Annotated in this window: 11 protein-coding genes; 5 read left to right on the top strand and 6 right to left on the bottom strand. The window is 42.7% G+C overall.

The features are described 5' to 3' along the window. Positions 1-150: 150 nt before the first annotated feature. Positions 151-1,506: an acyl-CoA dehydrogenase family protein gene (locus DN068_RS09080; protein WP_207798884.1), complete on the bottom strand. Its 1,356-nt coding sequence runs from the start codon at positions 1,504-1,506 to the stop codon at positions 151-153. A gap of 97 nt (positions 1,507-1,603) precedes the next feature. Here DN068_RS09080 and DN068_RS09075 point away from each other — a divergent pair, with 97 nt between their 5' ends. Continuing rightward, a complete protein-coding gene (locus tag DN068_RS09075) occupies positions 1,604-2,164 on the top strand; it encodes a hypothetical protein (protein ID WP_110998589.1) in 561 nt (186 codons plus the stop codon). 96 nt (positions 2,165-2,260) lie between these two features. Here DN068_RS09075 and smc read toward each other — a convergent pair whose 3' ends face one another. From smc to DN068_RS09055, 4 genes are all read right to left on the bottom strand, one after another. Continuing rightward, positions 2,261-5,785 carry a chromosome segregation protein SMC gene (smc, locus tag DN068_RS09070; protein ID WP_110998588.1) on the bottom strand — a complete coding sequence of 1,175 codons (3,525 nt, stop codon included), beginning with the start codon at positions 5,783-5,785 and terminating at the stop codon, positions 2,261-2,263. 189 nt (positions 5,786-5,974) lie between these two features. Then, positions 5,975-6,382, bottom strand: a complete 408-nt coding sequence (locus DN068_RS09065) for a DUF5684 domain-containing protein (RefSeq protein WP_207798883.1) — start codon at positions 6,380-6,382, stop codon at positions 5,975-5,977. Between the two features lie 364 nt (positions 6,383-6,746). Beyond that, positions 6,747-7,184 (bottom strand): hypothetical protein, encoded by a 438-nt coding sequence (locus DN068_RS09060; RefSeq protein WP_110998587.1) that lies wholly within the window; start codon positions 7,182-7,184, stop codon positions 6,747-6,749. 148 nt (positions 7,185-7,332) lie between these two features. Further along, positions 7,333-7,851 carry an LIC11966 family surface protein gene (locus DN068_RS09055; protein ID WP_110998586.1) on the bottom strand — a complete coding sequence of 173 codons (519 nt, stop codon included), beginning with the start codon at positions 7,849-7,851 and terminating at the stop codon, positions 7,333-7,335. Positions 7,852-7,967: 116 nt separating this feature from the next. Here DN068_RS09055 and DN068_RS09050 point away from each other — a divergent pair, with 116 nt between their 5' ends. The 3 genes from DN068_RS09050 to DN068_RS09040 all read left to right on the top strand — a co-directional run bounded on the left by DN068_RS09050 (position 7,968) and on the right by DN068_RS09040 (position 11,357). Next, positions 7,968-8,771, top strand: a complete 804-nt coding sequence (locus DN068_RS09050) for a 2OG-Fe(II) oxygenase (protein WP_110998585.1) — start codon at positions 7,968-7,970, stop codon at positions 8,769-8,771. Between the two features lie 208 nt (positions 8,772-8,979). Continuing rightward, on the top strand, positions 8,980-10,839 hold the full coding sequence (gene hscA, locus DN068_RS09045; protein WP_110998584.1) for a Fe-S protein assembly chaperone HscA: 1,860 nt from the start codon (positions 8,980-8,982) through the stop codon (positions 10,837-10,839). A 101-nt stretch (positions 10,840-10,940) separates the two neighbouring features. Next, positions 10,941-11,357: a pyridoxamine 5'-phosphate oxidase family protein gene (locus DN068_RS09040; protein ID WP_110998583.1), complete on the top strand. Its 417-nt coding sequence runs from the start codon at positions 10,941-10,943 to the stop codon at positions 11,355-11,357. On the opposite strand, the gene DN068_RS09035 is transcribed toward DN068_RS09040, so the two are convergent. Next, the gene (locus DN068_RS09035) at positions 11,347-12,105 is read right to left on the bottom strand and encodes an outer membrane beta-barrel protein (protein ID WP_123985291.1); all 759 of its coding nucleotides are present in this window, start codon (positions 12,103-12,105) and stop codon (positions 11,347-11,349) included. The two genes, DN068_RS09040 and DN068_RS09035, sit on opposite strands and share 11 nt — an antisense overlap. 84 nt (positions 12,106-12,189) lie before the next feature. On the opposite strand from DN068_RS09035, the gene DN068_RS09030 reads away from it, so the two are divergent. Then, entirely contained in the window at positions 12,190-12,618 is a 429-nt protein-coding gene (locus DN068_RS09030; protein WP_123985290.1) for a hypothetical protein, read from the top strand. The last annotated feature ends 27 nt before the right edge of the window (positions 12,619-12,645 follow it).

Here is a 12,645-nt window from a genome sequence, read left to right as displayed (position 1 = left end):
TAAGAGGCGCAAACACGAAGCCCATAATAAACAAGTGTTTCTCACAAAGGCAGCGACGCAAAGTTGTGTAATAATATATAGACGTCTGACGTTTCATGTTTGACCCGCTCATAACGCCCCACTCACTTTTGGTTTTTGATTTTTGACTTTCTAAACAAACGCACTAAATCCCGTAATCGCTCTGCCTACAATCAATGAATTAATCTCCTTGGTTCCTTCGTAAGAATAAATAGCTTCCGCATCCGCAACAAAACGCGCTACATCGTACTGAAGCAAGATGCCATTCCCGCCCATAACCTCCCGCGCCCGACTTACAATATCTCGGGTACGCAGCGTACAAAACACTTTGGCTAAAGATGCATGCTCATCGGTTAGCTTATTTTCATCCTGCAATTGCGACAGACGAAAAACCATCGTTTGCATAGCGGTTAGATTGGAAAGCATTTCTACCAGATGATTTTGTATCAGCTGAAACGAAGCAATCGGTTTCCCAAATTGCTTTCTTTCACGCGTATAAGCCAGCGCACTTTCATACGCACCACGTGCACAGCCTACAGCTTCCCACGCAACGCCGGCACGCGTCATGCGGAGCACTTTCGCCGTATCTTTAAAACTATTGGCATTTTGCAACCGGTCGTGCTCCTGAACAACGCAATCTTTCAGGGTGATTAACCCATTCTGCACCACACGCAGCGCCATCTTATCTTCCATCTTCTCTACTTCAATCCCTGGTGTTCCTCTGCGAACCAAAAATCCTTTTACATTATCATCGTCCACATCCCGCGCCCAGATAATGATTACATCGGCAAATGTTGAATTCCCGATCCATTTTTTCTGTCCATTCAGCGTCCAGCTGTCGCCATTTCTTTTAGCTGTAGTTGTAAGACCACCCGCCACAGCCGAGCCCACTTCGGGCTCTGTAAGACCGAACGCGCCTATCAATTGCATCTGCTGCATTTTAGGCAACCATTCCTGTTTTTGGTCTTCTGACCCCAGCAAGTAGATAGAACCCATTGCCAACCCGCTTTGCACGCCGAAAAAAGTGGCAATCGAAGAATCGATACGCGCCATTTCCATTGCCAGCGCACCTTCCATCACATTTGACAAACCCGGACAACCATAGCCTTTATAGGTAACACCACAAATATTTAACGCAGCAAGTTTAGGGATCAACTCATGCGGAAATTCAGCACGCAGCCAGTATTCGTTAATAATTGGTTTTACTTCTTTCTCCATAAAAGCACGCACTTTCAGTTGCAATGTCCGCTCATCATCAGTTAATAATTCCGAAACCTGATAGAAATCTGCATTAATGGGCGGCAACTCTTTATGTTTACCATCATGCCCAATCATTTTCATCAGGCCGTGCAACTGCTTTTCATCCATTTTTCCGAAAGCTTTCATCACCTCCGGTAAATCCACTTTTTCCGATAATTTACCCAGAGCATCCATATCTATTTCTTTATACAGATGGTAAGCTTGTTTTATTTTCTTGAATAGTGACATGATTTGTTTTTTGAAATGGTGAAAGAAAAATCATTCCAACAAGGACTTACATAAATTTACCTATTCTGTTATATTTGGCGGAATTAAAAACTACCACATGACCCCAAGAAGCTTATTTATTATTATTCTCCGTATAATCGGATTGTTTCTGCTCAAAGATATTTTCCTCGCCATTGTACAGGCGCTTCAGGTATTTTCAATGAGGTTCGGCCCCGACGATTCGCCATTAATAGCCGTTTTTATTGCAATGATATCGGTGGTGATCAGCTGCGCTTGTTTTTGGTTTACTGTTGCAAAGCCCGAAATTATCATTGACAAATTCAAATTGGATCAGGGCTTTAAGGAGGAAAAATTTACCGTACTGATTGATCAAAAAAGTATTGTAGACGTTGTGGTAATGACAGCAGGCATATTTCTACTCGTCGATACCCTTCCTTTGTTTGGCAGAACGCTTTATCAAGCCTACCAACGCACCAAAATGGGTATCGGCGGCAACGACAGCTTTACCGTCCCTTATCAGGTGATCAAAATAATAATTGCGGGTATCCTTGTTTTCTATCACAAAGAAATTGCGGCTTTGCTGGACCGTAAAAAAATTCCGGAAAATGCAAGAGTCGAGGATTTTGATAAGGAATTCAAAAAAACATCTGATGTTTAACATCTGACGTTATGACCGATGACATCTGATCACTGATATCTCGACTTAGCTAATTTGGAAGTCAATGCATTACTTTTTTGACTTCCAAATCAGTGATTAATTCAGGCTTCTGAAATCTACCGGCACTAATTTGCTCACACCGGCTTCCTGCATGGTCACACCATAAATTACGTCCACAGCAGCCATTGTTTGCTTGTTGTGCGTAACAATGATGAATTGTGAGTTATCTGAAAACTTGCGGATCATCTGCGTAAATTTCCCGACGTTTGCATCATCAAGCGGTGCGTCTACTTCATCTAGAATACAGAATGGGGCTGGTTTGATAAGATAAATCGCGAAGAGAAATGCCGTTGAAGTCAATGTCTTTTCTCCGCCGGAAAGCTGTGTCAACGTACTCGGACGCTTTCCTTTCGGCTGTGCATAAATCTCAATGCCGCTATCCGCAATATTATCCGGATCAGTCAGTCGCAGATCGCAAGTGTCTTCTTCGGTAAACAAAGCTTTAAATACCTGGATAAAATTTTCCCGTACAGCATCAAATGTTTCACGAAATTTCAGGTTCGCAGTATTTTCTACCTCTTCTATCGTTTTGAGCAATGATTCTTTGGCACTTACCAGATCATCTTTCTGCTCTACGATAAAATCATGCCGCGCTTTCATTTCCGTATATGCTTCAATTGCCGTCGGGTTTACTTCACCCATATTTTCCAGTCGCTTTTTAATGCGTTCGGCTTCTGTGACCAGCTCATCAACGGTCATTTGCGTAATACGCGGATCGTCGAGAATATCGTCTAGGTTTACCTTAAACTCAACGCTCAAACGTTCTTTCATACCTGTCAGACGAAGTTTCATATCATTGAGCTTGTCTTTGATACTGTTCAGAATTACTTCGGCCTGTTCTTTTTCACGACGCTTTTGATTGAGTTGACCTTCCGCCGCTGTTACCGAATTTCTGAATTCGTAAAACAAACGATCTTTCTCATTCAGTTCGGCTTCATCTTTTTCTTTCTTCGTCAATAAATCGTACAGCTCAGTATCACCGCCATGCAATTTGCCTTCTGTTTCTGAAAGCTGAACAGTTGTTTGCTGCAGTTGTTCCTGATTACTTACAATCTGCCTTTTTAAATCAGCAAGTTGGTTATGGCGAAAACCTAATTCCTGTTTTAGATTTTCAATCTTACTCTGCTGACGTGTATACTGTATGTTTTGCTGATTGTACTGCTGCGTCGCCATATTAAACTCCTGCTCCACTGCCTGAAACTCATGCTGTGCATTGGTTTCACGTTGCTTCAGTGACTGCAGTTGCTCCGTTATCTCGTCCAGTTCCTGACGCACATCGCTGATATCTTCGTGTGTAAGGTCTAGTTGATCCTGCAAATCACGCAATCGTTTATCACCCGTCTGATTCAAGTGCTCGAAGTTCTCCACACGATGACCAAGATTGACCATATGGTTTTGCAGGCGGTTGATTTCTTGCCTGGTCTGCTCAATCGCCTGATCATGCAGTGTTTCATTAAAACCAGTAATCCTTGTTTGTGTTTCTTCGATGAGCGTTTTAAGTCGAGTCGTCGTCTGGGTCAATTGATCTATATCTTCGGCAAGGCGTTCCAGATTCTTCGCACGACCAATTTTATTGCCTTCAAACAAACCAATGGAACCACCGCCCAGCGTGTATTTACCACGCACCATTTTTCCGGAGCGTGCCACAATGACGTTCCCATTTTCTAACGGGAGAAAAGAAGGATCATCTTCCGTTATGTACACATTGCCCAATATATGCTGCGCAAGATCTTTATATTTTTCATCAAACGAGATCACACTCAGTGCGGGAACAGTTCCTTGTGGCGCAGGGTGTGTATGCGGCTCATAGCCACTGAAATGGCTTAATACAAAGAACTGAGCTTTCCCTTTTTTATGTTCGTCCAGCAGTCGCACCGCAAGCACTGCCTCTTGCATATTATCAACGATGTAATAATTGAGATAGCTATCCAGCACGTTTTCCAGCGCTGTACGATATTCATTCTGCACTACAAAAACATCCGAAAGCAATTGTGCATTTGCATGCCAGTCTTCATTATTTTTTAAAAATTTGATGCTGTCCGGATATCCTTCCAGGCTTTCCACCAACGATTTCAACAGATCATGTTCGTTTCGGCGGGCATCCAATTTCCGGTTTTCTTCTACCAGTTGTGCACGCAGATTTTCTAATTGTTGCTGGTTCTGCAGGATCTTTGCCTTAATTTCCTCCTGGCTCGTTACCAGGTCTTGCAGTTCGTCCTGTTTATGCTGTAGTTCGTCCTCCGTTTCCGTTCGTTCATTTATGAGCGTTGCAATCTGTGCATTACGCTGTGCCTTTTCTTCCTGAATCTGATGCATGCCACGTTGCAAATTCATTACAGAGGTATCTGCTACCGCTACCTTTTTCTCTGCGTCAAATTGTGTTCGCTGGCGTTGCTGATGTTCGGAACGCAGATTTTCTAACGCTAGTTTCCCGGCATCAAATGCTTCTCGCTTTTCGTCAGCCATGTCACGCAGCGTCTGCAATTGATCATTCAATTCTTGTAACGCATCATTTTCATCACCAATCTGCCGGTCGGCAAACGAAATCGATTCTTCAAGCTGCTCCTGTTGCGTACCCGCTCCGGCCAGAAATTCGTTCAGATTTATTTCTCGTTCTTTCAGATGATCGAGTCTTTGAGCGGCAAGTTTTTTATCGCCTTCTATCTGACGTATCCGGTTGACGAGTTCGTTAAACTGCTTTTGTAATCCGCTCAACTCTTGTTCCCGGCCAATCAGACTAGTTTTATCATGTTCAATAGCCGCTTCACCAGTTGCTACAATAGCTTCCAATTGTAACTTCCGGTCTACTTCATGCTCGTGTTGCTCATTAAGCGATTTATATTGTTCATTGAAATCTTCAAGTGAAGCCTTTGCCAGTTCAATGCTGATTTCTTTATATTCCTCTTTGATCTGAAAATAGCGCTCTGCTTTCTTCGCCTGATTTTCCAACGTGCGCAGATTGTTTGCAATTTCAAACAAAAGATCTTCGATGCGGGCAATGTCCTGTTCCGTCAGTTCCAGTTTTTGCTTCGCTTCTTTCTTTCTTGTTTTATAAATGGAAATACCCGCGGCCTGCTCCAGCATGCGCCGCCGCGATCCGTCTTTATCTTTGATTATATCATCCACCATACCCAGTTCGATGATTGCATAGGAATCATTGGATACGCCGGTATCAAGGAAAAGATTGTGAATGTCTTTCAGGCGGCAGGTCACATCATTCAACCGGTATTCACTTTCTCCGCTTTTATAAAATTTACGGGTGATTGTCACCGTTGTAAATTCGGTAGGAAGCAGATTTCTGGTGTTTTCAAAAGTGAGCGATACCTCGGCCATGCCCGACGCATTACGCGAACGCGAGCCATTGAAGATGAGATCTTCAAGATTATCTGAGCGCAGTGCCTTGATCTTATGCTCGCCAATTACCCAGCGGATAGCGTCTATGATATTCGATTTACCACAGCCGTTCGGCCCTACGATACCGGTAATCGGATTATCAAGCACCACATGGGTCTTGTCAGCAAAAGATTTAAAGCCTTTTATTTCCAACGATTTTAACCGCAAAGCACAAGGATTTGTAAGACTTCAAAAATAAGTGAAAACAAACACTAATAATATATACTGCTACTCTAAAAAATACGGTTAAAAAACAAGAAAACACTTTCTACTTATGCACGTTATATGCACAAAAAAGCCCGCAGCGATGTTTACCTGCGGGCTTAAAATTCAAAAATAATCGTCTATTGCTACGCTTTAGGATTTTTCAAGATCATCCAATCCGCTGTTTAATTCATCTACGATGCTCCTGCCGCTATAGCCTCCGGGACCTATATACGTTGCATCACCAAAAGCGAGTATCGGATAAAAAACAAAACCGAGAAAGATCAGGCCTACCGTAAATCCCTCTGATTTTCCGAAACTCTTTGATAAAAGATTGACCATCCAAACTATGAAAACAATGTTTGCAATAGGAATAAAAATCAATAGCATCCACCAGCTGGGCTTCCCGATAATCTTTGTAAGGATGTAGAGATTGTAGAAGGGAATGATACATTCCCAACCTTCAAAACCGGCTTTCTGATAAATTTTCCATTGTGAAACAATCATCAGAATAGTCAGGCTTAGGTAGAAAAGCACTGCGAGCACTATTAAAGCAATCATACAAAAATTTTATTTCGCGGCATTTCCGCGATGTTTATTTAAAGACTAATTATCTACTTTTTATTCGGATCCAACTTTAACTGTTTTTCTCCGCGAATAATACAGGGTGAGTAACAACAGCAGTATCCCATAATTTTTCCCGTATCCTATTAATATTATTTTTAAAAATCATCAAGCCCACCCTTCAAGCAATCTGCAATACTTACAAAAAAAGCCCGTAGCGGAGAGGCACCGTACGGGCTAAACCTAAAACAAATCAATCTACCTTTTCGAAACAGCTTTAAACAATCTAATCGACAATCAATCGTAGCAGTTTTTAATTTCCTCTATTGATATAGCGTAGCAAATCCCGTGCCAATTTTGTTTAGCGAAGCAGTTTAATTCGGATATGATCCATCCTTACATTGATGCGCTCTTCCTCCTTGCTGAAATTATTGATCTTATCCGCGAGGCTTGATATCTCTTTGTTATCGGAATTATGTGTGAGTTGCTCAAATGGCTTCAATATATCGGGAGAAGCTGCCTGCAGGTATTCCAAATGATGCAACACCTGTTGCTGTAATTCTTTTCCATGCAAACGCTGAACCTTCGGCAAACTCAGATCTACAAAGCGTTCCAGGTCCTGCCGCGTCTCGCTCAATTCCTTGAATCTGCCATTCTCCGCAAGCTTTGTCCAATTACTTACTTTAATAGCAATACTGTCCTGAATCGCCAGCAGCTCGCCATCATTCACTTGTCCGGAACGGCAAGAAAGAAAACAACAAGTACAATAAATAGAAAAGCAGATAAAAAATACTTTCATTAGTCAGTGGCGTTTTTACACCGACTATTTCAAATTTGAGGCCAAAGTTTTAGATCGCTGATTTTTCCGGTCGCTGAATTCTTGAGTTATTCTACCAGCCCTGCAGACTTTTAAAACCAACAACCTCATACACGATTAACAAGCGCTGCTAGTGGCTTTCGGCCGGTGCTTCTATCGTAAAGCCATTCTTCTTTGCATAACTGTCTTGCGCTTCACTTACTCTCTTTAACAAGTCAGCCTCATCTTTCGATGCTTCCGCAAGATCATTGATTACTTTTTTTACATCATCGTCACTCGCGGTTTGGGGCAGTTTTTCGACCGGCACAAAACCGTTATCGATCATTTTGTTTTCGTAATTAAGAAACTCTATGATAACGTTCCGCAGATTTTCAGAACCATTAATATCCTTCATACCTTTCACAACTTTCAATTCTGACGCGATGTAATGCTGTATATTTTCCCGGTAAGGTTTCAGACTTGCAAAGTCCCTCGTATTAGTCGTCTCCACAAACTTATTCCCCCAATCCTGACCTTTGCTGTACAGAGAATCTGTGATGGATGCCAACCGGTTATTAAGATCCAGTGCCGTTTTGGGTTGTTGTGCATTTGTCATTACCGCAAACCAAACCATCGTCATTGTGAGCAAAATCTTGATCGTGCTTTTCATACAAATCGTTTTGAGTGTAACTAATACCAGAATTATAAATTTAAAACAGTTTTAATATAATATAATTTATTTTCACTTCCAAAGGAATAGCTATTTTTAAAGAGCAATAACAGTACATGAATCAGGAACAATTTGGCGGGGCGATTGCTCAAAAACTACAAGAGCATAAGGAGTCACTTAAAGCATACTGGGAACAATCAGGTCCGGTACGCCATTTTTTTATTGACGACCTTTTACCTATAGAATGGGCTCAGGCCTGTTTCGACGCTCTTCCTGATCCCCGGAAGCTGATGCTCCGCAATACCGAAAAGGAACGCAAACGGGTAGGTATTAAACTGGAGGATTATAATCCACTGATGAAGGCAATTTTATTTTCATTTCAGGATAAAAGAGTGATCGATATTGTAGCTGAAATAACAGGACTGGAAGCTCTTGAAGCGGATGAATCACTTTATGGATCGGGCATTTCCATGATGCTGAAAGATGATTTCCTGATGCCGCACCTCGATAATTCACATGATGGCGATGGCAAGAAATACCGGGTTATTAATACGCTGTATTATATCAGTCCGGAATGGCCTGAAAACCAAGGCGGCAACCTGGAACTATGGAATAAACCAATGACTGAACGGCTCGAAATCCATTCAAAATTCAACCGCCTCGCGGTAATGGAAACACATACAGAATCTATCCACTCTGTAGGAAAAATCTTGTATGACGGTGTTCGCGCCTGCATTTCCAATTATTATTTTTCTGCCATGCCGGTAAATCATAAGTCTTATGTGCATCGCACTACATTTTACGCCCGCCCTGAAGACGGTGCTGTAAAGCGTTTCAAATTTCAGGCAGAAGGTATGGCTAAAAACTTCCTTTCAAAGTTTTTTGACAATAAGACCACTAAGACAAAACACCGGAGGTAATCGCTGATGGCTGATTATGCGTGGTCAGTTGTCAGTTGTGAATCCCAGCGTCTTTGCTCCTTATGCGTTTCTGCGGGAAACAATACGCGTGCCGAACCATTATCGAATTGTCGAATTGCTTCGGGCCTTAGGCTTTATGCAATGAATTGTCAATTGTCCGTTTTCAATTGTCAATTGTAAGTACCTTTGCGGTCAATTTTGACTGAACATGGCTAAAGTAGGGATTAACCTGGCAACAGGAAGTTTACAACAGGAAGAAACGATTGTAGGTATTGATCTGGGTACTACCAATAGTCTGATCGCGATTGTGCGTCAGGACACAAAACAACCAATCGCACTACGCGAAATTGACGGCCTTACGCTGGTTCCGTCTATTGTATACTTTGATTCTTTTGGCAATATTACAGTTGGTGCCCCGGCTCGTGAAAAGCTGGTAGCCGAGCCACAGAATACCATTTACTCTGTAAAGCGACTGATGGGTAAGTCTTACAAAGATGTAAGCGATCATGCCGGTCTTTTCTCCTATAAAGTTATTGACGACAACACCGATTCACTAGTAAAAATTCAGGTAGGCGACCGTTTCTATTCACCAATTGAGCTTTCATCTTATATTCTGAAAGAGCTGAAACACCGCGCCGAACATATTCTCAAGACAACCGTAACTAAAGCTGTAATTACGGTTCCGGCTTATTTTAACGATGCACAGCGACAAGCAACACGTGATGCCGGCCGTCTGGCAGGTCTGGATGTACTGCGCATTGTCAACGAACCAACTGCTGCCAGCCTCGCTTACGGATTGGGCGTAAAACCGGACGAAGAAAAAACAATTGCAGTTTATGATCTCGGCGGAGGTACATTTGATATCTCTGTCTTACATATCAGCAATGGTATTTTCGAAGTATTGTCTACACACGGCGATACATACCTTGGCGGTGACGATATGGACCGCGCACTGGTGCAATATTTCCAACAACAGCTGAATATTTCCGACGAACAATTGGCGACTGATAAATCACTGTCGCAACAATTACGTCTGACTGCAGAAGCAGCGAAAAAACACTTAAGCAGCAACGAAGATTTCTCAGGTGAAATTAACGGCAAGACAGCAACCGTAACACGGACACAATTCAACGAACTTATTCAACCGTTGATTAACCGTACACTGGAAAGCTGCAGGAATGCGTTGAACGACGCAAACCTCACCCCTGCCAACATTGATGCAGTGGTGATGGTTGGCGGATCTACCCGCGTACCTTTGGTCAAACAAGCCATCCGTGATTTCTTCGGCAAAGAAGTTCATGACGAACTGAATCCTGACGAAGTAGTTGCGCTCGGCGCGGCAGTACAGGCAGATATTCTGGCGGGCAACAATACAGAAATGCTGCTCCTGGATGTAACGCCATTAAGCCTCGGTATTGAAACAATGGGCGGACTCATGGATGTGTTGATCCCACGCAATTCTAAAATTCCGAATCGTGCCGGTCGTCAATACACGACGCAGAAAGACGGACAAAGCGGTATGCGTATTTCTGTTTATCAAGGTGAACGTGATATGGTTGCCGACAACCGCAAACTCGCAGAATTTAACCTCACCGGAATTCCCGCAATGCCGGCCGGGTTGCCGAAAGTAGAAGTAACCTTTATGATCGATGCGGATGGTATCCTGAAAGTAAGCGCTACAGAACTTCGCAGCGGTACAGCCCAAAGTATTGAAGTAAAACCGCAATATGGACTTACTGACGAAGAAGTAGAAAGAATGCTGCTGGATTCGCTGACGAATGCTAAGGAAGACATCAAAACGCGTGCTCTGGTAGAAGCTGCTACAGAAGCACAGCAAATGCTGGAAACAACGGAAAAATTCATCTTAAAGCAGCGCGAATTTCTCAACGACGATGAATTGGCGGTTACGGAAAAACATATGCAGCTGCTGCGCAATGCCATTGATGCAAAAGATAAAGACCTCATCCAGAAGGAAATGGAATTGCTCAATGATGTGAGTCGTCCATTTGCAGAACGTGTAATGGATGCTGCATTGAAAGATGCGATGAAAGGCAAAAAAATAATCTAACACATAAGAAAGCGCCCCAACAGTCTGTTGGGGCGCTTTTTTATGCAAAGTTGCGAAGCTGTAAATTTGTGAGACATTCTCTCATTGTAAAATTAAAAGCCATGACCGTCGCCGCTTTGTATGAATTCTTATCAGAACATCACCACGCAGTGATTTCTTCAGTTGCAAAACATCATATGCCCCAATCCGCATTAGTGGGCGTAGCCATTACAGAAAATCTGGAGCTTATTTTCGATACTACTTCGGATACACGGAAATATGACAACCTCGTACGCAACCCCGCGCTTGCAGCTGTAATTGGCTGGGATGGCGAGCAAACCGTACAATACGAAGGAGAAGCACGATTGCTTACTGGCGATGAATTAAAACCTTATCAGGAAATTTACCTGCGCACTTTTCCCGATGGCATTGGACGAACCGAATGGGAGCACATTGCATATTTCACGGTAACGCCAAAGTGGATCCGGTTCTCAGACTTTAATCACCCTTCACCATTGATTGTAGAATTTAATTTTTAAACCGGGGGAAAACAACGCCTATGGAAACACCAGTATATTGCTGGTGAATTTTTCCAGCACTCCCACTAAGGGTGGTCGCTGATGGATCAGTAAGTCCTAGCTGATGAAATAACCGGACGGTATAGCGATTATTGTAGACGTATCGTACCTGCAATTTCAATCCCGCATCAAAAAGGTACAAGTCGATTTTGTCATACCCATTCTTATCGTAAGACTGCATGAGGCCTATGCGTTCTGAATATTGCATTTCGCTGGCTCCAAGAAAGAGTCCTTCTCTATAATTTTCCCAGGAGCCTTCAACAGAAGCATTCAGCAAGAAACCAAAATTCATTCCCGCGCCGGCAAACATCTGATGTTTTGCAGTATGCCATATCTGACAGGACACCACTAACGGGATATTTAAGTAACTGCGCTTTGCAGTTCCAATGAAACGGCTGATATATTCGGGGTTATCGGGATCTGCAGCAAATGAGTTTGAATTGAATCCTTTCTCTGCGTACTCCAACCCACTTTCAAGCATTATCTTTTTAGAAACGGGAACAAGAATCGAAACCGAGCAATTGGGCGTCAGGCGTGGTTTATAATCTGTATTCGGCAAATCTTTTTTTGTCACATAGGCCAGCCCACCACCGAGTTCCGCACTGAAAAATACATTTTGCGCGACTACATTTTTCGCGACCGCAAAAAAGCTAAAAAATAAAAAACAATATTTCGGCAAAAGGTTCATATCAGGTTTCTGTACCCGCAATTTATACTTTGTTTTCGAATGCTGTAACTAGTTGAATGGCAGCACAGAAAAATGATCCGTATATTCATTAAAACATCAAACCATATGAAACGATTCCTAAAACTCCTTTTTCTACCCGTATTTATACTGTTTCTTTCTGCCTGTGGTCACGGCGATGAGACAGTTAGTCCTCCCGTGAGTAATGACAGCAATATACAGGCTGGCGTCTGGAAGGTTTCTTTTTTCAGCGATAACGGCAATGACGAAACAAACCATTTTACCGGTTATGAATTCGCTTTTAATGCTAACGGCAGCGCTACAGCATCCAACGGCGGCAGCACAGTCAATGGCACCTGGAAAACCGGAACAGACGACGACCAGGCGAAACTGGAACTTAACTTTGGAAACACAAGTCCTTTTGATGAATTAAATAATGACTGGCATATTCTAAACACAAATAATACTACCATTCTACTTGAGGATGTAAGCGGCGGTAATGGCGGAACGGACGCGTTGACATTTACCAAGATCTGATAAATTCAATTGACAGTTGACAATTGA

This window comes from Taibaiella soli (genome assembly GCF_003236175.1).
In the GTDB taxonomy this organism is placed as follows: domain Bacteria; phylum Bacteroidota; class Bacteroidia; order Chitinophagales; family Chitinophagaceae; genus QKTW01.
This window is presented reverse-complemented; position numbering and strand designations above follow the sequence as displayed.

What these genes read in the sequence shown, in the direction of transcription:
- hscA (WP_110998584.1), top strand. Translation starts at nt 8,980, where the DNA reads ATGGCTAAAGTAGGGATTAACCTGGCAACAGGAAGTTTACAACAGGAA.
- DN068_RS09030 (WP_123985290.1), top strand. Translation starts at nt 12,190, where the DNA reads ATGAAACGATTCCTAAAACTCCTTTTTCTACCCGTATTTATACTGTTT.
- DN068_RS09060 (WP_110998587.1), bottom strand. Translation starts at nt 7,184, where the DNA reads ATGAAAGTATTTTTTATCTGCTTTTCTATTTATTGTACTTGTTGTTTT.
- DN068_RS09040 (WP_110998583.1), top strand. Translation starts at nt 10,941, where the DNA reads ATGACCGTCGCCGCTTTGTATGAATTCTTATCAGAACATCACCACGCA.
- DN068_RS09080 (WP_207798884.1), bottom strand. Translation starts at nt 1,506, where the DNA reads ATGTCACTATTCAAGAAAATAAAACAAGCTTACCATCTGTATAAAGAA.
- DN068_RS09055 (WP_110998586.1), bottom strand. Translation starts at nt 7,851, where the DNA reads ATGAAAAGCACGATCAAGATTTTGCTCACAATGACGATGGTTTGGTTT.
- DN068_RS09065 (WP_207798883.1), bottom strand. Translation starts at nt 6,382, where the DNA reads ATGATTGCTTTAATAGTGCTCGCAGTGCTTTTCTACCTAAGCCTGACT.
- DN068_RS09075 (WP_110998589.1), top strand. Translation starts at nt 1,604, where the DNA reads ATGACCCCAAGAAGCTTATTTATTATTATTCTCCGTATAATCGGATTG.
- DN068_RS09050 (WP_110998585.1), top strand. Translation starts at nt 7,968, where the DNA reads ATGAATCAGGAACAATTTGGCGGGGCGATTGCTCAAAAACTACAAGAG.